General features: G+C 72.2%; 22 protein-coding genes, 1 tRNA gene and 1 pseudogene. 7 read left to right on the forward strand and 17 right to left on the reverse strand.

The window, feature by feature from the left end; genetic code table 11:
• Nucleotides 1-108: 108 nt before the first annotated feature.
• On the reverse strand, nucleotides 109-1770 hold the full coding sequence (locus tag Sspor_RS40470; RefSeq protein WP_237403785.1) for a serine/threonine-protein kinase: 1662 nt from the start codon (nucleotides 1768-1770) through the stop codon (nucleotides 109-111).
• 115 nt (nucleotides 1771-1885) lie between these two features.
• Between Sspor_RS40470 and Sspor_RS09805 the strand changes: the two genes are divergently transcribed.
• The 3 genes from Sspor_RS09805 (at nucleotide 1886) to Sspor_RS09815 (ending at nucleotide 4799) form a co-directional block, all read left to right on the forward strand.
• Nucleotides 1886-2491: a TetR/AcrR family transcriptional regulator gene (locus Sspor_RS09805; RefSeq protein WP_202198697.1), complete on the forward strand. Its 606-nt coding sequence runs from the start codon at nucleotides 1886-1888 to the stop codon at nucleotides 2489-2491.
• A gap of 183 nt (nucleotides 2492-2674) precedes the next feature.
• Nucleotides 2675-3838: an agmatine deiminase family protein gene (locus Sspor_RS09810; protein ID WP_202198698.1), complete on the forward strand. Its 1164-nt coding sequence runs from the start codon at nucleotides 2675-2677 to the stop codon at nucleotides 3836-3838.
• Nucleotides 3839-3917: 79 nt separating this feature from the next.
• A complete protein-coding gene (locus tag Sspor_RS09815; RefSeq protein ID WP_237403786.1) occupies nucleotides 3918-4799 on the forward strand; it encodes a DUF4436 family protein in 882 nt (293 codons plus the stop codon).
• Nucleotides 4800-4874: 75 nt separating this feature from the next.
• On the opposite strand, the gene Sspor_RS09820 is transcribed toward Sspor_RS09815, so the two are convergent.
• The 4 genes and pseudogenes from Sspor_RS09820 to Sspor_RS09835 form a co-directional block, all read right to left on the reverse strand.
• Nucleotides 4875-6167, reverse strand: coding sequence for a DUF5933 domain-containing protein (locus Sspor_RS09820; protein ID WP_237403787.1), 1293 nt, complete (start codon nucleotides 6165-6167; stop codon nucleotides 4875-4877).
• Nucleotides 6168-6386: 219 nt separating this feature from the next.
• A complete protein-coding gene (locus Sspor_RS09825) occupies nucleotides 6387-7838 on the reverse strand; it encodes a flotillin family protein (protein WP_202198700.1) in 1452 nt (483 codons plus the stop codon).
• Entirely contained in the window at nucleotides 7781-8290 is a 510-nt protein-coding gene (locus Sspor_RS09830) for an NfeD C-terminal domain-containing protein (protein WP_202198701.1), read from the reverse strand. The genes Sspor_RS09825 and Sspor_RS09830 overlap by 58 nt, the downstream gene beginning before the upstream one ends.
• A gap of 151 nt (nucleotides 8291-8441) precedes the next feature.
• Nucleotides 8442-9491: pseudogene (locus tag Sspor_RS09835) on the reverse strand (PucR family transcriptional regulator).
• A gap of 108 nt (nucleotides 9492-9599) precedes the next feature.
• Between Sspor_RS09835 and Sspor_RS09840 the strand changes: the two are divergent.
• Nucleotides 9600-9833: a hypothetical protein gene (locus Sspor_RS09840; RefSeq protein WP_202204141.1), complete on the forward strand. Its 234-nt coding sequence runs from the start codon at nucleotides 9600-9602 to the stop codon at nucleotides 9831-9833.
• 10 nt (nucleotides 9834-9843) lie between these two features.
• Here the strand turns inward: Sspor_RS09840 and Sspor_RS09845 are convergent, their stop codons facing one another.
• Nucleotides 9844-10179 carry a hypothetical protein gene (locus Sspor_RS09845; protein ID WP_202198702.1) on the reverse strand — a complete coding sequence of 112 codons (336 nt, stop codon included), beginning with the start codon at nucleotides 10177-10179 and terminating at the stop codon, nucleotides 9844-9846.
• 290 nt (nucleotides 10180-10469) lie between these two features.
• Nucleotides 10470-10543: transfer RNA gene (locus Sspor_RS09850), tRNA-Pro, on the reverse strand.
• 108 nt (nucleotides 10544-10651) lie between these two features.
• Between Sspor_RS09850 and Sspor_RS09855 the strand changes: the two genes are divergently transcribed.
• Complete coding sequence (locus Sspor_RS09855) at nucleotides 10652-11125, forward strand: DUF309 domain-containing protein (RefSeq protein ID WP_372499779.1); 474 nt, start codon at nucleotides 10652-10654, stop codon at nucleotides 11123-11125.
• A gap of 2 nt (nucleotides 11126-11127) precedes the next feature.
• Here the strand turns inward: Sspor_RS09855 and Sspor_RS09860 are convergent, their stop codons facing one another.
• Genes Sspor_RS09860 through Sspor_RS09875 form a run of 4 tightly spaced genes read right to left on the reverse strand, consistent with a single transcriptional unit; the run spans nucleotide 11128 to nucleotide 14378 of the window.
• Nucleotides 11128-11523 (reverse strand): VOC family protein, encoded by a 396-nt coding sequence (locus Sspor_RS09860; protein WP_202198704.1) that lies wholly within the window; start codon nucleotides 11521-11523, stop codon nucleotides 11128-11130.
• Nucleotides 11524-11527: 4 nt separating this feature from the next.
• Complete coding sequence (locus tag Sspor_RS09865; protein ID WP_202198705.1) at nucleotides 11528-12160, reverse strand: LutC/YkgG family protein; 633 nt, start codon at nucleotides 12158-12160, stop codon at nucleotides 11528-11530.
• Nucleotides 12157-13626, reverse strand: a complete 1470-nt coding sequence (locus tag Sspor_RS09870; protein WP_202198706.1) for a lactate utilization protein B — start codon at nucleotides 13624-13626, stop codon at nucleotides 12157-12159. Before Sspor_RS09870 ends, Sspor_RS09865 begins: the two co-directional genes overlap by 4 nt.
• The gene (locus Sspor_RS09875; protein WP_202198707.1) at nucleotides 13623-14378 is read right to left on the reverse strand and encodes a (Fe-S)-binding protein; all 756 of its coding nucleotides are present in this window, start codon (nucleotides 14376-14378) and stop codon (nucleotides 13623-13625) included. The genes Sspor_RS09870 and Sspor_RS09875 overlap by 4 nt, the downstream gene beginning before the upstream one ends.
• Before the next feature lie 18 nt (nucleotides 14379-14396).
• On the opposite strand from Sspor_RS09875, the gene cobF reads away from it, so the two are divergent.
• Nucleotides 14397-15149, forward strand: a complete 753-nt coding sequence (cobF, locus tag Sspor_RS09880) for a precorrin-6A synthase (deacetylating) (RefSeq protein WP_202198708.1) — start codon at nucleotides 14397-14399, stop codon at nucleotides 15147-15149.
• On the opposite strand, the gene Sspor_RS09885 is transcribed toward cobF, so the two are convergent.
• Both Sspor_RS09885 and Sspor_RS09890 read right to left on the reverse strand, forming a co-directional pair.
• Complete coding sequence (locus Sspor_RS09885; protein WP_237403788.1) at nucleotides 15136-16296, reverse strand: aminotransferase class V-fold PLP-dependent enzyme; 1161 nt, start codon at nucleotides 16294-16296, stop codon at nucleotides 15136-15138. The genes cobF and Sspor_RS09885 overlap by 14 nt on opposite strands.
• 195 nt (nucleotides 16297-16491) lie before the next feature.
• A complete protein-coding gene (locus Sspor_RS09890; RefSeq protein WP_202198709.1) occupies nucleotides 16492-18243 on the reverse strand; it encodes a glycoside hydrolase family 71 protein in 1752 nt (583 codons plus the stop codon).
• Nucleotides 18244-18628: 385 nt separating this feature from the next.
• On the opposite strand from Sspor_RS09890, the gene Sspor_RS09895 reads away from it, so the two are divergent.
• Complete coding sequence (locus Sspor_RS09895; RefSeq protein ID WP_202198710.1) at nucleotides 18629-19042, forward strand: hypothetical protein; 414 nt, start codon at nucleotides 18629-18631, stop codon at nucleotides 19040-19042.
• Nucleotides 19043-19069: 27 nt separating this feature from the next.
• Here the strand turns inward: Sspor_RS09895 and Sspor_RS09900 are convergent, their stop codons facing one another.
• From Sspor_RS09900 to Sspor_RS09915, 4 genes are all read right to left on the reverse strand, one after another.
• Nucleotides 19070-19870, reverse strand: coding sequence for a hypothetical protein (locus Sspor_RS09900; protein WP_202198711.1), 801 nt, complete (start codon nucleotides 19868-19870; stop codon nucleotides 19070-19072).
• 224 nt (nucleotides 19871-20094) lie between these two features.
• Nucleotides 20095-22314, reverse strand: a complete 2220-nt coding sequence (locus Sspor_RS09905; RefSeq protein WP_202198712.1) for an NADP-dependent isocitrate dehydrogenase — start codon at nucleotides 22312-22314, stop codon at nucleotides 20095-20097.
• Between the two features lie 223 nt (nucleotides 22315-22537).
• Nucleotides 22538-22891, reverse strand: a complete 354-nt coding sequence (locus Sspor_RS09910) for a DUF805 domain-containing protein (protein WP_202198713.1) — start codon at nucleotides 22889-22891, stop codon at nucleotides 22538-22540.
• 313 nt (nucleotides 22892-23204) lie between these two features.
• Nucleotides 23205-24032: a chitosanase gene (locus tag Sspor_RS09915; protein ID WP_202203581.1), complete on the reverse strand. Its 828-nt coding sequence runs from the start codon at nucleotides 24030-24032 to the stop codon at nucleotides 23205-23207.
• Between the last annotated feature and the right edge of the window lie 62 nt (nucleotides 24033-24094).

Consider the following 24094-nt stretch of genomic DNA (forward strand, 5'->3'; position numbering starts at 1 on the left):
CCCTGATGAGGAGGGGCGGGATGGACGGCACCCTTCCCTTAACTGAAAATTCAGTCAACCTTCATCGCGTGTCACCCCCTCGCACAGACCCGGTTCCGCTTCCGGGGATCAGCTCGTCCGGAAGTGGTCGACGGCGATCGTGACGGCCCCTGCGGAGGTCGCCTCAACGAGCCGTACGATCGCGACTTCCCGCTGGTCAGGGCTTCGCACACAGAAGGGGCGCTCGTTCGTGAGTGTCTTGAAGGGCAGGGCCGTCACGGGCCGGGTCTCGATGCCCCGCGCACAGTCGTCCGGGGTCAGCTCTCCGCTTCCGTCGGCGACGAATGCGTCGGACTCCTCCGAGAGCAGGAAGGCGTCGGAGCCGCGGGCGAGGTACCAGGCGGCCGTCTCGACGGGAACCACCTTCCCGGCGCGCAGGTCGAACTCGTAACCGGAATCCGGGGCGGTGAGCTCGGCCTGCGAGTACCCCGGCACGTACGCGGAGACCGTCGACCGGGGCGGGCCGGCGGTGGGTTCCGTGGCGGGGCTCCCGCCCTCCTCCGGGGGGAGGCCGAACCAGTAGGCGCCGCCTCCGCAGGCGAGCAGGGCCGCTGCGGCCAGGGCGACCACGGGCAGCCGGCTCCGGTCGCGCCGCCGGTCACGGCGCGCCGGGGGCACGGGGGCCGCCGGGACCGGAGCCGGGTCCGGGGCGGACACCGGATTCGGGCTCGGGGTCGGGGTCGGGCTCGGGGGCGGGGTCGGGGTCGGGCTCGGGGCGTACGGCGTGGTCCCGCCCGGCCCGGGGGCCGGGTGCGCGGCCGCCGCCATGGTCGCCTGGAGGTGCTCCGGTACGGGCGGCCCGGGCCGGCCGGGGCCGGTGTCCGTCCGGCCCCCGACCTCCTCCAGCACCGGCCGGGGCAGCCAGCCGTCGGTGAACTCCGGCCGCGGGCCCACCAGGGGGTGCGCGTGGACGGCCGCGATCAGATCTGCGGTCGTGGGGCGGTCCCGCGGAGACTTGGCCAGGCACCACGACAGCAGGTCGTGCAGCTCGCGGGGGATCCGGCCGAGGTCCGGGTGCTCGTGGACCACCCGGTACAGGGCCCCGGACTCCGGCCCGTTCCCGAAGGGCGGGACCCCGCCCGCCACGAACCCGGCGAGCGCCCCGAGCGCGAAGACGTCGGTCGCCGGTGTCACCGGGTGGCCGAGCGCCTGCTCCGGCGCCATGAAGGCGGCGGTGCCGATCCGCAGGCCCGCACCGGTCAGGGCGGCGGCGTCGGCGGCGCGCGCGATACCGAAGTCGATCACTCGCGGCCCGTCCCCCGCGACGAGCACGTTCGCCGGCTTGAGGTCGCGGTGGACGACGCCCACCCGGTGGATCTCCTGGAGGGCCTCGGCGATGCCGGCGACCAGCAGGAGCACCGTACGCACCGGCAGCGGCCCGTGCCGCCGCACCACCTGGTGCAGCGAGGGGCCCGGCACGTAGGCCGTGGCGAGCCACGGGGTGTGGTCGTCCTCGCCCGAGTCGACCACCTGCGCCGTGAAGAGGCCGTGGATCCGGCGGGCGCTCGCCACCTCCTGGGCGAAGCGCTCGCGGAATTCCGGGTCCGCGGCGAACTCCCGATGGACGGCCTTCAGCGCGATGGGCCGGCCGCCCGGCGTGTACGCCAGGTAGACCACCCCCATGCCGCCGGAGCCGAGCCGGGCGTGGAGGCGGTAGCCACCGATCTCGTGGGGGTCGTCGGCGGACAGGGCCGTGAGGGCGGACTGTACGCCGGGAAGCTGAGCGAACATGCGGTGGCTCTTTCAACGATGCGGCAATGACCTGGGGCGCATCGTGCCGCTAACTAAAGTTTCAGTCAATGTGTGACAATGCGAGACGCACACCGCCAGAAGGGAGGATCGGCCGGTGTCCGATCGAAGAAGGGCCATCCTGGAGGGCGCCGCCCGGGTCATCGCACGACGCGGGGTCCGCGGGCTGCGGGTGGGCGATCTGGCGGCCGAGGCCGGCGTGTCGACCGCCCTGATCTACTACCACTTCAAGGACCGGACCGGCATCCTGCGGCACGCCCTGTCCTTCATCAGCGACCGGGCCGACCGCTACACGGGTGCCGCCGACGAGGCCCGCGCCGCACCCCCGGCCACGGATCCGCGCCGCCTCCTGGAGCGGATCCTGCTGCTCGAGTTCCAGGACCTGCCCGAGGTGCGCGAGAACAGTACGGCTTGGGGGGAACTGCGGGCGCACACGGTCTTCGACCCGGAGCTGCGCGACGAGCTCACCGCGGCCGGCGCGGCCTGGGTGGAGGAGGTCGCCGGCCTGCTGGCCGCGGTGTGCCCGGCCGCGCCCGGCGCCGCCGTCACCGCCGCCGCCGAGCGGCTGACCGCCCTCCTGGAAGGCCTGAGCAGCCGCTGGCTGAGCGGTCTGCTGCCCGTGGGACACGCCCGCGACCTGATGCGCGGGGCCATCGGAGTCGAGATCGGGAGGCTCGGCTGCCTCGCCACGAATATTGACTGAAATTCCAGTCAGTGCAACAGTGGGCGATATCCGGACGCACCACTTACCTGTGCGTACCGGATGTTCTCGGTGCAAAGCGTGCACCCTTTGGATAGGGCCCGGCCCGCCGGCCTGTGCCACGCCTCCCGCGCCCGCCCTGGCCGGACGCCCCTCGCTCCGCCAGCACACGATCGGAGTCCCCCCGTGTCGTTCACTCCCCCCACCCGCCGGTCCGTCCTGCGAACCTTCGCCGGGATCGGCGCCGCGGTCTTCGGTGCGGCCGCCTGCGGTCCCGCCGAGTCCGGCACCCGGCCCGGCGCCGCGGGCTCGGGCTCCCCGGCGCCCGCCGCGGACGGAAAGCGCCGGTTCGGCGCCGAGTGGGAGAGCCACACCCGCACCTTCATGTCGTGGCCGGCTCTCGCCTCGGTCTGGGAGCAGGACCTGCCCTACGTACGCGAGGACATCGCGCGGATCGCCCGGGCCGTCGGCGCGTACGAAGAAGTGATCATGATGGCCCGGCCCGACCAGGTGAGCGCGGCCCAGAAGGCCGTCGGTTCCCAGGTCGAGGTGATCCCGCTGGCCGTCGACGACCTGTGGGCGCGCGACACCGTCCCCGTGTTCGTCGAGGAGGGGGCCAAGGTCGTCGGCGTCGACTTCAACTTCAACGGCTGGGGCAACAAGCAGGAGCACACGAACGACGCCCAGGTCGGGCGCCTGCTGCTGCAGAAGTACCAGATCCCCCGGGTCCAGGCCCCGCTCGTCGCCGAGGGCGGTTCCTTCGAGACCGACGGCGAGGGCACCCTGATGGTCACCGAGAGCTCGATCGTCAACGACAACCGCAACAAGGGGAAGTCCCGGGACACCATCGAGGCCGAGCTCAAGCAGACCCTGGGCGTCCAGAAGGTCATCTGGCTGGCCGGCGTACGCGGCGAGGACATCACCGACGCGCACGTGGACAGCCTCGTACGCTTCACCGCCCCCGGTGTGGTCCTGCTGGACCGCGCCCACCCCGGCACCCCGCCGGACTCCTGGTCCCGCTCCGCCGACCAGGCGAAGTCCGTCCTGTCGAAGGCGACGGACGCCCGCGGCCGCCGTTTCGAGGTAATCGACCTGCCGCAGCCCGACCTGAACCGGATCACGGGCGAGGGGGACGACTTCGTCTCCACCTACGCCAACTTCTACGTCGCCAACGACTCGGTGTTCATGCCCCAGTTCGGGGACCGCAAGGCGGACGACCGCGCCCGCGGCATCCTGCGGGAGCACTTCCCCAAGCGGGACGTCGTCATGGTGAAGATCGACACGATCGCCTCGGGCGGCGGCGGCATCCACTGCTCGACCCACGACCAGCCCGGCAAGCCCGCCGCCTGATCCGTCCGCGGCCACGCCGCGCACCCTGCGCCACGCGTACCGCACACCGCGTACCGCACACCGCACCGCCGGAGCCACCTTGTCGAACTCCCACCGCCCCGCACGACCCGCGCGCCGCGTCCCGCTGCTGCCGGGCCTGGTCCTGATCGCCATCGTGGCGGCGGTCACCGTGGGAGCGTGGCTCCAGTTCGGGGAACGCCAGGCCCTGGACACGGTGTACACGGCGGGGCGTGCCGACCGGGACCGCATCGACGTCAGCGCCACGATCCAGCGGGTCGACGCCGCGGGCCGGGAGATGACCCTGCGCGTCCTGGTCACCCCCCGGGGCGCCCTGGCCGAGGCCGACGGGGTCTCCCCCACCGAGGACCTCACCGTGCAGACCTCGACGGCCACCCGGGGCGACTTGACGTTCAAGGCCCACCAGCGCATCGCCACGACGGACGTGCCCGTGGCCCTGACGGGCGGCTCGATCACGGACTACCCGTTCGACGCCTACGGGGCGGACGTCGAATTCGGTGCGGTGCTGGGCGGCGAGAAGGTCCCCGTCCGTGTGACGCTCTCCAACAACGACGTCCTCTTCTCGGCGGCGGTCGACGCCTCGACGGCGCAGGGCATCGCGGTCCTCGGCGTCGACCTGGCCCGGTCCAACAGCGTCTTCATCTTCGCGATCTTCATGATGCTCGCCATGTGGGCGCTCGCCGTCTCGGTCCTGATCGGCGGCTGGTACCTGGTCACCCGCCGCAAGGGCCTGACCTGGCCCGCCCTCGGCTGGATGGCGGCGACCCTCTTCGCGCTGGCCGCCTTCCGCAACACGGCCCCCGGCTCTCCGCCCATCGGCTGCCTGCTGGACTACATCGCGTTCCTCTGGGCCGAGACCGTCATCGCGTTCTGCCTGATCACGGTGGTCATCACGGGCATCCGCGCCGAACCCCCGGCCTCGGAGCCCGCGGACACGCCGTAGGCCGTGTCCGCGACGCCCCGGACGGACGCCGGCCCGGCCGGGCGGCGGTTGGACCGGCCGCGACAGCGCGCGGGCTCACACCAGTTCGGGCTGCTGTTCGCGTCGCGGTTCCGGGACCCGCACCGCCTCCGCCGCCGCGGTCTCCCGTTCCCACTGCCTGGTGATCCGTACGAAGCCGTAGATCACCGAGCCCATCGCGAGGAGGAGCAGCGGCCCGAACACCCACGGGTACGTCGCCAGCTGCATCGACAGATAGCGGTACGAGACCAGGTACGCGACGAACACCGTCGCGCCGTAGGCGGTCAGCAGGATCCCGGGCCGGTCCCAGCCGCGGGCCAGCGAGCGCAGCCCCGTCTCGATCGTGACCGTGAACACCACGCCGGCGATGATGTCCGCGCCGTAGTGGTAGCCGAAGCCGAGCGTGGCGCCGAGCGTGGCGATCAGCCAGAACGTGCCCGCGTAGCGCAGGGCCCGCGGGGCCTTGCGGGAATGGATGAAGATCGCGGTGGCCCACGCCGTGTGCAGGCTGGGCATGCAGTTGCGCGGGGTGAACTCGTCGAAGGGCATCGGGCCGGGGGCACCGACCGGCGGTGGCGTGTTCGGCCACAGGTCGGCCACCGCCCAGTGCGCGCCGTCGGCGCCGTAGGCGAAGATCGGCCCGACCACCGGGAAGATCATGTAGATGCCCGGCCCGAGCAGGCCGATGACCAGGAAGGTGCGCACCAGGTGGTGGCTCGGGAAGCGGCGCAGGGCCGCCACGTGGCGCAGCTGGTACAGCGCGACGGCGACCGCGGCCACCGCGAGCTGGATGTAGACGAATTCGAGGACCCGGAAGCCGACGGTGCCGGTGGCCTCGACGATCCGGCCCGCCACCCACGACGGGTTGCCCAGCGCGTGATCGGCGGTCGCCACGTACTGGTCGAGCACCATCGGGCGGGACTTCGAGGTGATCAGCAGCCAGGTGTAGCCGGTCTTGCGGCCGGCCACCAGCAGCAGGGCCAGTCCCACGCCCTTCAGCAGCAGGAGGCGCTCACGGCCGGTGCGGCGTGTGACGGCGATGACGGCCCAGGCGAGGGTCACCCACAACGCGCCGTTGCCGAACATCATCTGGGCGCCGACCGCCCACCGGACGAGCCAGAAGACGAGGTCGATGCCGATCGCGGCCGCGAGCCCGATGAGGCGCTGCCTCCAGGTGAGCACCACCATCATCAGGGCCATGCTGGCGTACAGCACCGTCCCCGACTGGGGGGCGAAGATCACCTCTCGCGTCTGGACGGTGATCGGACCCGGCACGCCGTACCGGCGCGCGGCCAGCTCCAGTGCGACGAGGAACCCGAGGCCGATCACACCCACCGCGGCCCACAGCACGCCCCGTGGCCGGGGCCGCGCGGCGGACCTGGCGCCGTCGCCTATTCGAGAAAGAACCCGCGATATCGAAGATGTCAATTTCCGGCCGCTTACCGTGGTCCAACATGAACATTGTCAGACCGGACATGTTAACGGAGTGAGTAGGTTTGATTGATCGAGGGTGCGTGACCTGACCGGAAATGTGATCGGAAACCGCCCCTGACGGCCCGGCACCGGACGTCAGTCGGTGATGGCGATCTTGCCGTCGGCCGGGACGGGCTCGCGGGTCGTCGCCCGCCCCGTCGGGGTGAGGCCCTTCAGGAGCTGGGCGAGGTCGACGCCCGTGGTGGAGCCGAGCAGTTCCATGCCCTGGGCGACGTTCTCGGCGACGGTGCGGGACAGCTTGTTCGCCCCGTCGGTGGAGATGACGGTCATCTTGTCGATGGCGCCGAGCGGTTCGGCCGCCTTCGCGACCACCTCGGGGAGCACCTCGATCAGCATCTGGACCATCGCCGCGTCGCCGTAGCTCTCGAAGGCGTCGGCCTTCTTCTGCATCGCCTCGGCCTCGGCCGCGCCCCTGGCGGCGATCGCCGCCGCTTCCGCCTCGCCCTCCAGGCGCACCGCGTCGGCGATGGCCGCGCGGCGGGCCCGCTCGGCCTCACCGCGCTTGGCGCCCTCGATGGCCTCGGCCTCGGCGAGGGCGGAGCGGCGCTGCTTCTCGCCCTCGCCCGTCAGGCGGGCCCGCTCGGCTTCCGCCTGCGCGGCGGCGATGGCGGCGAGGCGCTCGGCCTCGGCCTGCTTGACCCGGGCCACCCGCAGCGCCTCGGCCTCCTGCTCAGCCTGGTAGCGGCGGGCGTCGGCGGGCTTGCGGACCTCGGTGTCGAGCTGCCGGTCGGTGAGCGCGGCCTGCCGCTCGGCCACCTTCTCCTGCTCGGCCAGGATCTGCTGCTGGCGGTCGGCGTCGGCCAGCGGTCCGGCGGAGTTCGCCTGGGCTGCGGCGGCGTCGGTCTCGGCCTTGATCTCGGCCTGGCGCAGGTAGAGGGTGCGCTCCGCGACCGCGATCTCCTCCTCGGCCTTCAGCCGTGCCTGTTCGGCGGCCCGGCGGGCGTTGGCCTCGGCGATGTCGGCCTCCTGCCTGGCGCGGGCGGCCTCGGGGCGGCCGAGATCCTCCAGGTAGGAGCCCTCGGTGGTGATGTCCTGGATCTGGAAGGCGTCCAGGACGAGGCCCTGGCCGGAGAGGCTGGCCTCGGCCTCCTCCGCGACCTGCCCGGCGAAGGCGGCCCGGTCGCGGATGATGTCCTCGACCGACATCCGGCCGACGATGGCCCGCAGCGCGCCGGACAGCACCTCCTGGGTGAAGCCGACGATGCCTTCCTGCTGCTGGAGGAAACGCTGGGCGGCGGCCCGGATGGCGTCCTCGTTGCCGCCGACCTTGACGATCGCCACGCCTTCGAGGTTCGCCTTGATGCCGCGCAGGGTGACCGCTCCGCGGACGGCGATCGGGATGTGCCGGCTCGACAGGTCGAGCGTGTAGCGCTGCTGGACGAAGGGCACGACGAACACTCCGCCGCCGACCACGACCTTCTGGCCGCTGGTGTCGGTGAAGACCTGTCCGGTGGGGTGAGACGACCGGGTCAGCGTTCGACCGGGCGCACGCCGACCGACGTGGAGGACGGCGTCGCCGTCACCCACACCTCGGCGCCGAGGGCGACGGGGTCTTCGGCGGTCGCGGCGTACTTGACCGGCTGGCCGCCCAGCCTCAGCAGGACCTCGCCGTACCCGCCCGCCGGAATGGCGGTGACCACGGTCCCGGCCGACCCGAGGAGCTCCCCGTGGCGCGGGGCCGCCCCGCCGGCGTCCCGGGCGAGGGCCAGGCTCAGCCGGTACGCCGACCACCCGGCACCCGCACCGGCCGCTGCTCCGGCGGCGGCTGCCGCTCCTTGCCCGAGACCCGTGGTCCCGAGCACGATCGCCCCCGTGAAACCGAGCATCGATACGAAGCCCGCGACCACCGGGAGCGACAGCCAGCCGACGAACAGTCCGTCCAGGGCACCGTCGAAGACACCTTCGAGCACCCCGTCGAGCACGAGCGAGCCGGCCAGCAGGACGATTCCCCCGATGCCGAGACCCAGAAACAAGCCCATGGGCACCTCCCCCGCTCGGCCGGCATTCCCGCCGGACACCGGCATCGTGCCAGCGTGCGCGGACGCCGGACATTGCCTGCCTTCGGCAATCTTTACGACTCTTTGACGCTGCGGTACGGCAGGGTGTCCGCCGGCCGGAGGCACCGGCGGGTCACGCCGTGGCGCCGGGCCAGCCCAGCAGCCGTGACCCGATCACCGCGGTCTGGAGTGTGTAGCGGTCCGCCGGATCCGCCGGGTCCGCACCGGTGAGGGTGTGGATGCGCCCCAGCCGGTACGTCAGGGCGCGCACGCTCAGCGACAGGCGCCGGGCGGTCTCCGTCACCACGCATCCGCTGTCGAAATAGGCGGTGAGGGTGTCCAGCAGGGGCTGCGGGCCGCCGCGCGCCTGGTGGAGCGGGCCCAGGACACTCTCCACGAGGTCGGCCATGGCCTGCCGGTCGCGGCTGAGGACCGGGTAGACCAGGAGGTCGGAGGCGTACAACAGCGGCCCCTCCAGCCCCATCCGCTCAGCGATGTCCAGCGCGTTGAGGGCCTCTTCGTACGAGTGGACGACGCCGCCGGGGCCCGGGGGGGGGAGCGGCCGACGGCGACCCGCCCGCCGTCCGTCGCCGCGTGCGCCTGCTTGGCGAAGTAGGCCAGGACGTCGGGCTGGTCGCCGGGCGCCACGCAGATGAGGCTGCCGTCCTTGGTGGCCAGCAGGATCTGCCGCTTTCCGAATCGGCCGAGGACCGCCTCCTCGATGCGGCGCGCCACGGGATAGCCGTCGCCGTAGGGCTCGGGGCCGGCCGCCACGGCCACCGCGTGGGCCTGCGACAGGCGCAGCCCGAACCGTTCGGCGCGCTCCGCCAGCAGGCCCAGTCCTGCGGCCGTGCAGCAGGTCGTCGATGAACTCGCGCCGGGCCGCCTCCTCCTGACGGACTGCCTGGCGCTGGGACCGCTCGTACCCCTCGACGAACGCGTCCACCGCCTGCTCGACGGCGGCCAGCAGCGGCGCCGGAGTTCGCGTCGGGACGCTCTGGGCGGCGGCCAGGTGGTCCCGTATGAGCCCGCGCAGCGGCGTACCCGCCTCCGCCGCCCGCTGCCCCTCGGCACGGCGGGACTCGACCTCGGCACGGGTGAGGCGACGCCCCGTGGCACACGCGTCCCGCAGTGCGCCGACGTACCCGCCGAGACGGTCCTCCGGCGCTTCCCCGTCCCCCACGTTCCTCCCCGCTCCCGACGCGCACCCTCACACGCCCTCGTCGAGGCTTCAACTGCAGCCGGGCCTGGCCGCGTTGGCTGCTGTCCCGGTCGTGGCGGCGATCCGGACATGGACGGGACGCTCGATGGCAGCCACGAACGCGACCACGAGGCCGCCGGGCGCGTAGTCGAACGCCTGCAGACCCAGCCGGTGTTGCGTGCCGGCTGCCGGAGCGGCGAACGCATCGTCTTCCCGGACCGCGGCCGGATCGTGGAAGAAGGCCGCCACGACGCACTGCTGCGCCGTGGCGGCCTCTACGCCGAATTCCGGAATGCCTCCCTCGCCCCGGCGCCGAGCGAATGAATCACGGCTTTCATTCGTTCTTGATCGGCAGGGTGATGTTCCTGTTGCGGATCAGTACTCGTTCCACTCTGTCGTCGATGGGGAACTCCTCTTTGACCGGTGTCGTCGTGATGACCGGAGGAACAATCCCGCCGGGTGCGTGTTCGACCAGGTCCAGCTGGAGTTCTTCAGGAACCGGACGAAATGGCGGGGACGCGAGTTCCAGAGTCAGCTCGAAGCCCTCGGTGTTGCATGCACACGTGCCCTCCACCGTGACCCGGCGTTCACCCTTGCTGTTCCGGTACGCCGTGGCGGTGAAGTCTCCACCCTGAGCTTCGCAGGCGAAGCCGTTTGCAGACTTGGACATTCGGACTCCCTCGACGTCTCATTGCGTGACAGTTCACACAGCGGGTTCAGTATCGGCGCGTTTACCGGCAGCCACAATCCGAGGGGAGGCGTTCAATCATATGGCTGCGCATATCGCGTGGAAGTCTTCCGACTGCGGTAAGGGGGAAATCGGGGAGCTGCTCGCCGGCCGGGGAAGAGCCACCAGGTCTGCGGCGAAATACGACGAGTCGCCCCCGGAAAACGCACAAGAGCCCTGCCTCACCGAAGTGAGGCAGGGCTCCGAAATGCGACTACGAGGCGAACCTCTCGTCGGGACGACAGGATTTGAACCTGCGACCCCTTGACCCCCAGTCAAGTGCGCTACCAAGCTGCGCCACGTCCCGTTGTGCCTTCGACCTGGGGTTTCCCCCTGCTCGGCGGCACATGCAGAACATTACCCCACGCCGAGGGGTGTGCATGCACGGGTAATCGGCGAGGGGCAGGATGGGGTGGTGAACGCACGGGATCGGGACGTCGACGGGCGGGCGCGCAGTGCGCGGCCGAGGGATGGGCTGGGGCGGCCGCTCGCCTACGGGGTGGCCGGGGTGGAGCGGCAGCCCGAGGGGGTGGTGCGCTCCCCCGGGGAGACCCTGCGGGAGGCGCAGCGGCTGCTGGACGCCGGGATGCCGTTCCACGCGCACGAGGTGTTCGAGGACGCCTGGAAGTCGGGGCCCGAGGCCGCGGCGCCGCTCTGGCGGGGGCTCGCGCAGCTCGCCGTCGGGTTGACGCACGCCGCGCGCGGCAACGCGGTCGGCGGGGCGCGGCTGCTGCGGCGCGGGGCCGCCGGGATCGAGGGGCTGGACGGGGGTCCGTACGGGGTCGACGTGCCGGGCCTGGTCCGGTGGGCCGGCGAGCTGGCCGACCGGGTGGCGGACGGCGGCCCGGCCGTCGACGCCGCGCGGGAGGCGCCGCGGCTGGGCGCCTGAGGTCAGTGCGCGGCGGGCTGGAGGAGGTCCCAGCGGTTGCCGTACAGGTCTTCGAAGACGGCGACGGAGCCGTACGGTTCGTGGCGCGGCTCCTCCAGGAAGCGGACGCCCTCGGCGGTCATCCGGGCGTGGTCGCGGATGAAGTCGTCGGTGTACAGGAAGTGGCCGACGCGGCCGCCGGTCTGGTCTCCGACGCGGGAGCGCTGGGCCTCGTCCTTGGCCCGGGCCAGGAGGAGCGCGGATTCGGTGGCGCCGGGCGGGCGGACCACGACCCAGCGGGAGCCGTCCGGGCGTGGGGTGTCCTCGGCCAGGTCGAAGCCGAGGGCGCGGGTGTAGAAGTCGATGGCCTCGTCGTAGTCGTGGACCAGGAGGGCCGTGAGGGCGATGTGCGATGGCATGCCCTCATTGTGGGCCGACGAGGACCACTTCCAGGGTGCGGGGGCCGTGGACGCCCTCCACCCGGTCGAGTTCGATGTCGCTGGTGGCGGAGGGGCCGGAGATCCAGGTCAGGGGGCGGGCCGGGTCGAGGAGCGGCAGGGCCTGCGGGACGGAGTCCACCACCTGGCCGGGGACGCGGACCACGCAGATGTGGTGGTCCGGGATCAGGGTGATGCGCCGCCGGCCCTGGTCGGGGCCGCCGTCGAGGACGATCGTGCCGGTCTCGGCGACGGCCAGGGCGCAGCCGCTGACCACGCTGTCGACGCGGTCCAGTCGGTACGGGGTGTCCTCCGCCCGGTCGGGGACCCGTGCGGGGCCCTGCGCCGGGAGCCAGTGCGCGGGCAGGCCGGGCGGGACGAGCACCGACCGGGCGCCCCGCTCGGCGAGGAGCCGCGTCAGCAGCGCGGGCAGCGCCTCCTCGTCCGTGCGGTGGACCACGGCCCGGTACTCGGCGAGGTGGGCCGCGAGCAGGTCCACCCGCTCGGCCGGGGTCCGGGCGCCGTGGACGGGGAGGTAGTCGCGGGGGATCGGCGCCGCGGGCGCGTCGTCGCGCAGCGCCCGGCGGATCCGGCCGAGGATGCGGTCCTTGCTGCTCATCGCGGGGTGCTCCGTTCCCGGGCCCACCAGTCGCGGAAGGACTCCGCGGGTACGGTGGGCAGCTCGCGGCTGTCGGTCCAGGCCCGCCCGGCTCCGGGGAGTCGGCGGGGAGCCAGCCGCCGGGCCCTGGCCAGCAGGCGCTCCCCCGCGCGCAGGGCTCCCGGGTGGTCCAGGAGCAGCCGGGCGGCGCGCATGGCGGCCCGTTCGGCGGTGTGGCCGTCGGCGGGGCGGAGCGTGACGCGGACGCCGTCGCGGGTCACCGGGCCGCCCTGGACGACCCGTTCGCGGAGGTGGACGAGGACCTCGGGGATGTCGATGGCGACCGGGCAGACCTCGTAGCAGGCTCCGCACAGCGTGGACGCGTAGGGCAGCGAAGCGTCGATCGCGCTCCCGGTGCCCCGGAGTTGGGGGCTGAGGACGGCGCCGATGGGGCCTGGGTAGACGGAGCCGTAGGCGTGGCCGCCGGCGCGCTCGTAGACGGGGCAGACGTTGAGGCAGGCGGAGCAGCGGATGCAGCGCAGGGCCTGGCGGCCGGTCTCGTCGGCGAGGGTGTCGCTGCGGCCGTTGTCGAGGAGCACGAGGTGGAAGGCGGCGGGCCCGTCGCCCGCCGTGGTGCCGGTCCACATCGTCGTGTACGGGTTCATCCGCTCGGCCGTCGAGGAGCGTGGCAGGGTCTGGAGGAAGATCTCCAGGTCTCGGAAGGTCGGGACGGTCTTCTCGATGCCGACGACGGAGATCAGGGTCTCGGGCAGGGTCAGGCACATCCGGCCGTTCCCCTCGGACTCCAGGACGACCATCGTGCCGGTCTCGGCGACCATGAAGTTGGCCCCGGACACGGCGACCTTGGCGCGCAGGAACTTCTCGCGCAGGTGCAGGCGTGCCGCTTCGGCGAGTTCCCGCGGGTCGTCGCCGAGCGGTTCGGGCGCGGGCCGGCCCCAGCTGCCCATCTCGGCGCGGAAGATGTCGCGGATCTCGGCCCGGTTGCGGTGGATGGCCGGGACCAGGATGTGGGAGGGGCGGTCGTGGCCGAGCTGCACGATGAGTTCGGCGAGGTCGGTCTCGTACGCGGCGATCCCGGCGGCCTCCAGGGCCTCGTTGAGCCCGATCTCCTGGGTGGCCATGGACTTGACCTTGACGACCTCGCGCTCGCCGGTCGCGAGGACCAGCTCCGTGACGATCCGGTTGGCCTCGTCCGCGTCGGCGGCCCAGTGGACGGTGCCGCCGGCCGCCGTGACCGCCGCCTCCAGCTGCAGCAGATAGCGGTCGAGGTGGCGGAGGGTGTGGTCCTTGACGGCCTTGCCCGCGGCACGCAGCCGGTCCCAGTCCGCGAGTTCGGCGACGGCCCGCGCGCGTTTGTCGCGGATGGTGTGCGTGGCGTGCCGGAGGTTGGCGCGCAGCACCTCGTCCCGTACGGCTTCGCGGGCGGCCTCGGGAAAGGCGGGCATGCCCAGGTAGGTGCCCGTCACGGCAGTGGTTCCTCCTCGGTCGCGGCCAGGATCTCGGCGAGGTGCAGGGCCCGCAGCGGGCTGTCCGCGCGGCGCAGCAGGCCGTCCAGATGGGCGAGGCAGGAGTTGTCGGCGCCGCAGAGCACCTGGGCGCCGGTGCCGGCCGCCGCCCTGATCTTGTCGGCGCCCATGGCGGTCGAGACGTCCGGGTTCTTGACGGCGAAGGTGCCGCCGAAACCGCAGCACTCCTCGGCGCCCGGCAGGTCGACCAGGTCCAGGCCCTTGACCGCGGCCAGCAGCCGGCGCGGCCGGTCCCCGAGCCCCAGGCCGCGCAGGCCGTGGCAGGAGGGGTGGTAGGTGACGGTGTGCGGGAAGTACGCGCCGACGTCGGTCACCCCGAGGACGTCGACCAGGAACTCGGTCAGCTCGTACACGCGCGGGGCGAGCGAGGCCGCCGCCTCGGCGAGCTCGCCGCCGCGCCCCTCCTCGGCCGCCTTCCGCCCGATGCGCGGGTAGTGCTCGCGGATCATCGCGGCGCAGGATCCGGAGGGGGTGACCACGTACTCGTGTCCCGCGAAGGCCCGCGCGGTACGCCGCACCAGTGGTTCGGCCTCGTACCGGTAGCCGGTGTTGTACTGCGGCTGCCCGCAGCAGCTCTGGGCCGCCGGGAAGTCCACGGCGACCCCGAGCCGCTCCAGGAGGCGTACGACGGCGATGCCGGTCCGCGGGTACAGCGCGTCGTTGACGCAGGTGACGAACAGGGCGGCTCGCATGATGGGCACAATAGCCCCGTGAAGAAGTTCTCAGTGATCGGCATAGGCGCGGGCGACCCGGACCATCTGACCCTCCAGGCGGTCAGGGCGATCGGCGCGGCGGACGCATTCCTCATCCTGGAGAAGGGCGAGGAGAAGGCGGATCTGACCGGGCTGCGGCGCGCGATGCTCGACGCGCACGCCCGTCCCGGCCACCGGCTCGTGGAGGGCCGCGACCCGGACCGGGACCGGACGCCCGCCGACTACACCCCGACGGTGGACGGCTGGCGCAGTGCGCGGGCCGAGCTCTTCGAGCGCTTCATCGCCGAGGATCTGGCGGACGGCGAGACCGGGGCCTTCCTGGTCTGGGGCGATCCCTCCCTCTACGACTCCACGCTGGCGATCCTCGACGAGGTGCTGGAGCACGGCCGGGTGGCGTTCGAGCACGAGGTCGTGCCGGGCATCAGCAGCATCTCGGCGCTGCTGGCGCGGCACCGGACCAATCTGAACCGGGTCGGGCGCCCGGTCCAGATCACCACCGGCCGCCGGCTGGCCGAGGGCTGGCCGCAGGACGTCGACGACGTGGTGGTGATGCTGGACGCGCGGCACGCCTTCACCGCCCATCTGGACCAGGACCTCTACATCTACTGGGGGGCCTACGTCGGCACCCCGGACGAGATCCTGGTGCAGGGCAGGCTCGCCGAGGTCGCCGGGCGGATCGAGGAGCTGCGGACCGAGGCCCGGGCCCGCAAGGGCTGGATCATGGACACGTACCTGCTCAGGCGCGGCTGAGGTACGCGGGGAGGACGGCGGCGAGGCGTTCGTACTCCTCGGGCCGGTTGTAGATCTGGCCGCAGAGGCGGATGCCGCCGCCGCCCGGCCAGGGCCAGATCAGGACCCTGATGCCCTGCTCGGCGGCGATCCGCTCGCGCAGGGCGCGGGCCCGGTCCGGGGTGTCGGCGATCCCGGCCGGCAGGCGCAGGGTGCGCATGGCGAGGGCCTCGCCGTGCGGGAGCCGGGTGAGCCCGGGGAGCTCGGCGAGCAGGGCCGCGCCGTAGGCGGCCGACGCGCTGTTGTGCGCCCGGACCTTGGCCGCGTCGAGGCGTTCGAGGAGGTCCAGCCCGTCGGGGGCGGCGAGCCAGCCGGTGTAGTCGGCGGTGGCGCGGTTCTCGACGGACCGCGGGAAGCCGTGCTGGTCCTCCCAGGACGGTACGAGCGCCCGGATCCGGTGGCGGTGCTGCGGGGCGACGGCGAGGATCGCGCTGCCAGAGGGCGCGTAACCCCATTTGTGGAGGTTGCCGAACCAGAAGTCGGGGCCGCCCGCGAGGGGGTCGGCGAGCATGCCCACGGCGTGGGCGCCGTCGACGACGGTGGTGACCCCGCGCTCGCGCAGGTCCGCGAGGAGCCGGGGGGAGGCGATGATCCGGGCGGTGGGCGAGCTGACGTGGTCGAGCACGGCCACCCTCGTACGGGGTGTCAGCGCGGCCAGCACGGTCTCACGTACGGCGTCCTCGTCGGGCAGGTGGGGGTCCAGGCTGACGGTGGTGACCGGGGCGCGGCGGGCGGCGGCCGCGACGACGGTGCCGTAGCCGTGGTCGGTCACGAGGATCTCGTCGCCGTCGGCGAACGGGACGGCGTCCAGGGAGAGGTTGGCGCCCTCGGTGGCGTTGCCGATGAAGGCGATGCCGTCGGGGTCGGCGCCGAGGTGCGCGGCGACCCGGGAACGGGCCTCGGCGAGGCGGTCCGCGACGGTGTTGAAGAAGGCGTCGGGGTCGGCGTGGGCCTCGGCGCGGAGTGCGGCGTGGACCTCCTGGACGGGGACGGGGACCGCGCCGTAGGAGCCGTGGTTCAGGTGGGCGACGCGGGGGTCCAGACGGAACAGGGCGGGCCCGCCGGGGAACTCCTGGGCGGACCCGTCGGGACGTATCGGCTCGGTCACTGATCCTCCGGGGTGACGGGGGCTGCGGCGGCCGCGGGGCGACGTGGCCACGTCGCCGATCGGCTACGCGGCCACGTGGGGCTCGGCGCGGCTCTCCTGCGGATCATCCCCCGCCACCGCCGACACCGGTAGACCGCCCGTTCGGCCACCCGGGTGAGGTCGGCGGCTCCGCCGGCGCCGGAGGGCGGCCCCCGCCTACGCGTCCCGGCCGCTGGTCGCCGCGTAGTACTGGAGGTCCTGCACCTCCACCTTGTGGTCCACCCGGTACGGCAGGTCGACCTTCACACCGGCCTTCCCGTCCCGGACGATCTGTGCCGAGCTGGTGCCCGCCTTCAGCGGCAGCAGCTGCGAGTGGATCCCGGCGGGGGCCTCGTAGCTGCCTTCCGCGGTTCCTACGGTCGTACGGACGGCTCCGGCCCCGGTGAGGAAGCTGAGCACCTCCACCTTGTCCCGGGGCGGTGCGCTCCCCTTGCGGAGCGACATCACCAGCGACTGGTCGCCCGTCGGGTCGGCGTCCGCGAACTGCGTGCGCGCGGAGAGGTAGAGGGTGTCCCGGACGATCTCCGGCCAGCTGCCCGTCTTGAACTTGGTCAGGTAGTACGAGGTCAGGTCCAGGTACGCGTGGCCGTTGTGCAGGGAGGGTGCGAACTGGCTGCCCTCCGAGTAGTCGTTCCAGGTGGTGAGCTGGACCCAGTCGGCGCCGTCCTCGATGGCGTGCGTCCAGGTGGAGCGCAGGGTCGCGGTGTTGCCCGCCTCGTCGTAGATGCCCTGGTTGGGGCGCGCGTCCTGGACCGACACCGGCTGCATCCAGATCTTGCCCATGTCGTGGGCCCGCCGGACGTCGCGCGTCGAGCTCTCCTGGCCGACGTAGCTGCGGCTGCCCCACTCGGAGAAGCCGTGGCTGATCGGGGCGAACTCCCCGCTGTGGGCGCCGAAGTCGAGGAAGAGGGGGACGAAGGCGGTGCGGATGCCGTGCTTGGACTTCAGGAGCGCGATGACCTCGGTCCACCAGGCGACGCTCTTCTCCTCCGCCTTGAAGGGGGAGACCACGAGGCGGCCGTCGGGGAGGCGGTGCGCGGCGGAGGCGTCGGCGAGGGTGGCGATCGCCTCGGCGAGCACCGCGGGGTCGTCGGTGTTCAGGGAGGTCATGTCCGGCATCAGCATGATCTTGAATGCCGGGTCCACCGAACGGGCCGCCGCCATCAGCAGGTTGCAGCGGTCCCAGTTCTTGCCGGAGAGGGAGAGCAGGTCGAGCGTGAAGCCGTCGATGCCCGCCGCGCGGGCCGTGCGCACCTCCTGCTGGAGGTTGGCGTACTCCCAGTCGCCGCTCTTCGGGGTCACGGGCAGCGGCCGGTCGCGCAGGAGGCCGCCGTACCGGCCGTGCTTCCCGCTCTCGCCGTCCGGGTTCAGGTAGTTGCGGGTGTAGTAGTCCCGGTCCGCGGCCGCGTTGTCGAGGGAGAGCGGGTACGGGGTGAAGTAGTGGGCGAACACCAGCTTCTTGCCCGCGGCGCCCGAGCGCAGGGCGGCGGGCTGGGGCATGTCGAAGGGCAGGGCCCCGGTGGGGCGTTCGGCCCCGGAGTCCAGCGTGCCCGTGGGGTTGCCCTTGGCGGCGGCGCCCTTCGTGGGGGCCGGGGGCTCGGCCGGTGACGGGGTGGCCTCGCCGGGGGCGGCCGTGGCCCCGGCGGTCGCGGGGGCCGCCGGGGGCTCGCCGCCGGGGGCCGAGGCCCCCTGTACGGACGCGGCGTCGCGGGGGTCCCAGGCGATTCCGGTGGCGGCGCAGACACCGACGAGGAAGAAGCCGGAGAGCAGCGCGGCCAGCAGGGGTCTGCGGCCCCGGAAGGCCGGGCGGCGCCGGTGCGACACGGGCCCGCCCGCCCGGCCCTTGCGCGGTGTGCTCCGGCCCGCACGGTGCTGTGCTCGCCGGTCCGTCCGCCGGTCCGCTGTCATTCTGGTCCCTCCCGCGAATATGCCCCGAGGAGGGGCTGCACAGCAGTAGAGCCCAATCCCGGCTTCCGGACAACTGTTCCCAGGAGCCGGAGTTCGGGTACGTACGTCACACGGACCACGGGAAATACGCCGTCCGTCCGGCGGCCCGGACGAAGTCCTCACCTGGGCCGCAGCGAACCCGCCCTTCGGAATGCGACATTCCCCTAGCCTTACGGCGCAAGTGGCGCATAATCGTCGTCACGCGGCGCGAAAAACCCTGCTGCCGCACTTGGTCACGCATGCACTGGGGGGCATCGTGCCGATGAGGGAATCCGGGGCCATGGGGGAAGCCGGGTCGATGAGGGAAAAAGGCTTATCCGGAACACTGCCGGCGACATCCGCCGAAATGTCCCGGCTGCTCACCGCCGTCCGGCGCGGGCGGGTCCTGACCGTGGCAGGAGCCTTCCGCGAGCCGCGGAGCCTGCTGGTGCGGGAGATCGCGCGGCGGATCGCGTCCAACTTCTACGACGGGGTGGCCGTCGTCGCCATGGACCCGCTGCACGGCGGCTACGGGGTCCGCGAGCTGACGGCCCAGCTGGGCTGCGTGCCCGGTATGCCCGCACCGGCCCGGGGAACGGCGAACACCGCCTCGTGGCTGGCCGAACGGGACATGCTGCTCGTCCTGGACGGTGCGGAACTGCTCGGCCCGGACGCCCTGGCCTGGCTGCGGAACCTGCTGGCCGTGGCGCCGGGGCTGCGGATCCTGGCGGCGGGGCGGACCCCGCTGGCCTTCGAGCAGGAGCGGATCCACCGGCTCTGATCCCGGAGTCCGCGGCGCTCGGCGGGATCAGTCCAGCTGCCGGCTGAGCTGGCGCCACACCGGGGCCGGGCAGCGGCCCTGCGGCCGGGACTTGAGGAACATCCCGTAGTCGACCCGGCGCGGCGTACGGCCGAACTCCACCCAGTGGGCGCGGCCGGAGGCCTTGTCCCAGCCGTCGTTGGGCATCCGGATGTGGTCGGTGCGCCCGTCCTTGTCCTTGGTGGTGATCTGCGCGACCTCCGCGTGGCCGGAATGGACGGCCAGCACCACGCAGTAGTGCCGCAGCTGCCGCGCCGGGTCCTCGCGCAGCGGCACCATGGCCAGCCAGATCTCCCCCGGCGCCGGCCGGTGGGTGCGGACGACGACGCGCGGGACGTCCCGGGAGCCGCCCCGTGAGCCGCCCCGGGAGGCGTCCCAGCGGCGGACCACCACGACGAAGACGAGCGCCACCACGCCGGCGGCCATGCTCTCGGCGGTGGCCCGGACGTTCCACACCGGGTGGTCCCCGACCTTGCCCTCGGTCCACCACAGCGCCGCGGCCACGAGCGCGAGCAGGGCCGCCGCCCGTGCCGGGACCAGCCACCAGGCGCCTGCCCGGCGGCGGCCCGCGAAGAGCGCGAGCAGCAGGGCCACCACGACCGGTATGGCGTAGAGGATCAGGTACTGGCCGAAGCCGTGCAGCTCCTGCGGCGGTGTCTGCTCCGCCAGCAGGTCGGGCATCGCCAGCGGCACCGCCAGCAGATAGCCGACGGCGGGCAGGACGAAGAGCACGAGCAGCAGCCCGGCGCACCCGGCGCCGCCGCAGGACGTGTCGGAGCGACGCGCCACAGAACCCCCAGAGCGTTTCGGTACGAGTCCCGGCCGGCCTGCGGCGGGAGCCCGGCCCGCCCCGGGTCACCGTCCCCGAACGCTAGCGCAAGGCCGTCGGGGCGCGGGCCGCAATCGGGTTTCGGGCCGCCCTTCCCGGATACGGCTCCGCCCCGGCCGGGCACGGGGCCGGCCGGGGCGGAGCGGATCACGTCGTCACGGACACGTGGGTACGGCTGCCGGCGTCAGCCCAGGAGGGCGAGCGCCTGGTTGAGGGTCGCGGACGGGCGCATGATCGCCGCGGCCTTCGTGGCGTCGGGCTGGTAGTAGCCGCCGATCTCGGCCGGGGAGCCCTGCACGGCGATGAGCTCGGCGACGATGGCCTGCTCCTGCTCGGCGAGGGTCTTGGCGAGCGGGTCGAAGGCCGCGGCCAGCTTCGGGTCGTCGATCTGGCGGGACAGCTCCTGCGCCCAGTACAGGGCGAGGTAGAAGTGGCTGCCGCGGTTGTCGATGCCGCCCAGCTTGCGGCTCGGCGACTTGTCCTCGTTGAGGAAGGTGCCGGTCGCACGGTCCAGGGTGTCGGCCAGCACCTGGGCGCGGGCGTTGCCGGTGGTGGTCGCGAGGTGCTCGAAGCTGGCGGCCAGCGCGAAGAACTCACCCAGGCTGTCCCAGCGCAGGTAGTTCTCCTTGACCAGCTGCTGGACGTGCTTCGGGGCGGAGCCGCCGGCGCCGGTCTCGAAGAGGCCGCCGCCGTTCATCAGCGGGACGACCGACAGCATCTTGGCGCTGGTGCCCAGCTCCAGGATGGGGAAGAGGTCGGTCAGGTAGTCACGCAGCACGTTGCCGGTCACCGAGATGGTGTCCTCGCCGCGGCGGATGCGCTCCAGGGAGAAGGCGGTGGCCTCGACCGGGGAGAGGATCTTGATGGTCAGACCCTCGGTGTCGTGGTCGGCCAGGTACGTCTTGACCTTGGCGATCAGCTGCGCGTCGTGGGCGCGGTTCTCGTCCAGCCAGAAGACGGCCGGGACGCCGGTGGCGCGGGCGCGGGTGACGGCGAGCTTGACCCAGTCCTGGATCGGCAGGTCCTTGGTCTGGCAGGCGCGGAAGATGTCGCCAGCGGCGACCTCCTGCTCCAGGACCGTGGTGCCCGCGGCGTCGACCAGGCGGACGGTGCCCGCGGTGGCGATCTCGAAGGTCTTGTCGTGGCTGCCGTACTCCTCGGCCTTCTGGGCCATGAGACCGACGTTGGGGACCGAGCCCATGGTGGACGGGTCGAAGGCGCCGTGGGTGCGGCAGTCGTCGACGACGACCTGGTAGACGCCGGCGTAGCTGCTGTCCGGGAGGACGGCGAGGGTGTCGGCCTCGGCGCCGTCCGGGCCCCACATGTGGCCGGAGGTGCGGATCATGGCCGGCATCGAGGCGTCGACGATGACGTCGGACGGCACGTGCAGGTTGGTGATGCCCTTGTCGGAGTCGACCATCGCGAGGGCCGGGCCCTCGGCGATCTCGGCGTCGATCGAGGCCTTGATGGCGTCGCCGTCGGCCAGAGCGCCGAGACCGTTCAGGACGGCGCCCAGGCCGTCGTTGGGCGACAGGCCGGCGGCGGCCAGGGTCTCGCCGTAGCGGGCGAAGGTCTTCGGGAGGAAGGCGCGGACCACGTGGCCGAAGATGATCGGGTCGGAGACCTTCATCATCGTGGCCTTGAGGTGCACGGAGAACAGCACGCCCTCGGCCTTGGCACGCTCGATCTGGTCGTTGAGGAAGGTGCGCAGCGCGTCGACGTGCAGGACGGACGCGTCCACGACCTCACCCGCGAGGACCGGTACGGACTCGCGCAGCACAGTGGTGGCGCCGTCGGCGGCGACGTGCTCGATCCGCAGGGTGCCGGCCTCGGCGATGACGGTGGACTTCTCGGTGGAGCGGAAGTCGTTCTCGCCCATGGTGGCGACGTTCGTCTTCGACTCGGTGCTCCAGGCGCCCATGCGGTGCGGGTGCGTCTTGGCGTAGTTCTTGACCGAGGCGGGGGCACGGCGGTCGGAGTTGCCCTCGCGCAGGACCGGGTTGACGGCGCTGCCCTTGACCTTGTCGTAGCGGGCGCGGATGTCGCGCTCCTCGTCGGTCTTCGGGTCGTCCGGGTAGTCCGGGAGGGCGTAGCCCTGGCCCTGGAGCTCGGCGACCGCGGCCTTGAGCTGCGGGATCGAGGCCGAGATGTTCGGAAGCTTGATGATGTTGGCTTCCGGGGTCTTCGCCAGCTCGCCGAGCTCGGCGAGGGCGTCGGCGATCCGCTGGCTCTCCTGGAGGTACTCCGGGAAGACGGCGATGATCCGACCGGCCAGGGAGATGTCACGGGTCTCGACATTCACACCGGCCGTCGACGCGTAAGCCTGGATCACAGGCAGGAAGGAATACGTCGCGAGGGCCGGGGCCTCGTCAGTGTGCGTGTAGATGATGGTCGAGTCAGTCACCGGATGCTCCGCTCCACAGTCTGCGTCTCTCGTCTGCAACATTGCTCGACATCAAGATATCTCGTGATCGGGCCGCTCAGGACAGCCCCCTGCCGCCAGTCCGGGAGACGCGTGTCACGCGGGCCCCGGCGTGCCCCGGAAATGGCGAAAGCGCCGCCCACGGCTGTTCCCGGCCGGGGGCGGCGCTCAGGCATGCGGGCCTTGATCAGGCCCGTGCGTCACATCAGGCGGCGTACGCCTTCGGGTCCTGGCCGTACTCGTTCGGCTGCTGCTGGCCGGCGGTGGCCAGGAGCACGATCAGCCAGATGAAGCCGACGAGCGGCACGAAGTTGATGAAGATCCACCAGCCGGACTTGCCGGTGTCGTGCAGGCGGCGCACGGTCACGGCGAGGTTCGGGAGGAGGGTGCCGAGGGCGTAGAGGGCGTACAGCCACGGGGACGTGCCGAGCACGGCGTCCAGGATCGCGACGATGATCAGGGCGGCGATCTGGAAGAGGAAGAACATCCAGTACTCCTGGCGGCGCGCACGGCCGGAGAAGTCGGCGTACTTCTTCAGAACGTCGAGGTAGTGGTTCACGGGTCCCCCCAGAGGACGGTTGGTTCGGCCCGTCCTGCTGGAGCAAGCCGGGGCAGAACTTATGCCCCCCTTACGTCGCGGTCAAGCCACTTCCGGGGCGGCCAAATCGGCTGGACCGCACGATTTCCGGCAGCGGAGTTACGACTTCGGGACACAGCCCCAGCGCCATGTCCCCGAACGTCCGAAACGTCCGCACGCAAGGCCCACTTGACGCCCCCGCGGCTGCTCCGATCGTTACCCACATCGTTATCGCGCCGCGACACCGCGGGCCGGGCCGGGGAGGAGGGCTCCCGTCCCGGCCCGCGGCGGGCCGTCAGCCGATGTGGAAGGGATCGCCGTAGACCTTCCAGTCCAGCGGCGTGTTGAGGTTCAGGTTGCCCTTCTTCAGGAAGACCCGCTGCGCGGTGTCGACCCGGCTGGTGTCGCTGTGCGCCTCCTCCTGCTTCATCGCCCAGACCCGGGCGTCGAGGAAGGCGTTGAGGTACGTGGTCTCGTTGCCGCCCTGCGACGGGGGCTTGGCCTTGGTCAGGGCGCGCTTGCGGATGTTGCGGAAGCTGGTGGAGTCGCCCCCGTCGCCGTGCATCACGATGGCGTCGTAGTAGATGAACTGGCCCAGTACGCCGATCCCGTCGGCCTTGCCCTGGTTCACGGACGGATTGAAGTAGACCCGGTCGCGCTCGCGGTCCTGGGCCTTCCTGAAGTCGGCGTCCTGGGCCGCCTTCGCCCAGTCCTTGGTGAAGTTCGGATCGAGGCCGGCGTGCGAGTCGCTGCCGTCGACCCTGCGCAGGGCGGGGAGGTACTTGGCGAGCACGTTGCCCGGCTTGATCTGCGTGTAGTACTCGACGAGGTCGAGCATGTCGCCGGTGCCGGAACAGAATCCGATGATGCCGGCCGTGTAACCGCGGCCGTCGTCTATGTCCTCTATGTACTTGTACTGCGCCTTCCAGTCCAGCGAGGAGTTCTCCGCGCTGGAGACGATCTTCATGGCGATCTCCTTCTTCGCCGGATCGTCGAGTCCTACGGCTGCGGCCGCGGCCGCGGCCGTCGCGGGCTCCGCCGCGGGGGCAGGGGCCGCGGTGGCATGAGCGGCGACGGGGACGGCGATCAGCGCGCTGCCGAGCAGTGCGCCGATCGCCAGCATCTTGCGGCGGGGGGTGAACACAAGGCCTCCATCTGGTGGTTGAGGCGTCCCAGCTTCGTTAG

The sequence above is a fragment of the Streptomyces spororaveus genome (assembly GCF_016755875.1).
Taxonomy (GTDB): Bacteria; Actinomycetota; Actinomycetes; order Streptomycetales; family Streptomycetaceae; genus Streptomyces; species Streptomyces spororaveus.

What these genes read in the sequence shown, in the direction of transcription:
- Sspor_RS40470 (WP_237403785.1), bottom strand. Translation starts at nt 1,770, where the DNA reads ATGTTCGCTCAGCTTCCCGGCGTACAGTCCGCCCTCACGGCCCTGTCC.
- Sspor_RS09830 (WP_202198701.1), bottom strand. Translation starts at nt 8,290, where the DNA reads ATGGGCTTGTTTCTGGGTCTCGGCATCGGGGGAATCGTCCTGCTGGCC.
- Sspor_RS09840 (WP_202204141.1), top strand. Translation starts at nt 9,600, where the DNA reads ATGGACGGGACGCTCGATGGCAGCCACGAACGCGACCACGAGGCCGCC.
- Sspor_RS09845 (WP_202198702.1), bottom strand. Translation starts at nt 10,179, where the DNA reads ATGTCCAAGTCTGCAAACGGCTTCGCCTGCGAAGCTCAGGGTGGAGAC.
- Sspor_RS09860 (WP_202198704.1), bottom strand. Translation starts at nt 11,523, where the DNA reads ATGCCATCGCACATCGCCCTCACGGCCCTCCTGGTCCACGACTACGAC.
- Sspor_RS09865 (WP_202198705.1), bottom strand. Translation starts at nt 12,160, where the DNA reads ATGAGCAGCAAGGACCGCATCCTCGGCCGGATCCGCCGGGCGCTGCGC.
- Sspor_RS09875 (WP_202198707.1), bottom strand. Translation starts at nt 14,378, where the DNA reads ATGCGAGCCGCCCTGTTCGTCACCTGCGTCAACGACGCGCTGTACCCG.
- Sspor_RS09890 (WP_202198709.1), bottom strand. Translation starts at nt 18,243, where the DNA reads ATGACAGCGGACCGGCGGACGGACCGGCGAGCACAGCACCGTGCGGGC.
- Sspor_RS09895 (WP_202198710.1), top strand. Translation starts at nt 18,629, where the DNA reads ATGTCCCGGCTGCTCACCGCCGTCCGGCGCGGGCGGGTCCTGACCGTG.
- Sspor_RS09915 (WP_202203581.1), bottom strand. Translation starts at nt 24,032, where the DNA reads ATGCTGGCGATCGGCGCACTGCTCGGCAGCGCGCTGATCGCCGTCCCC.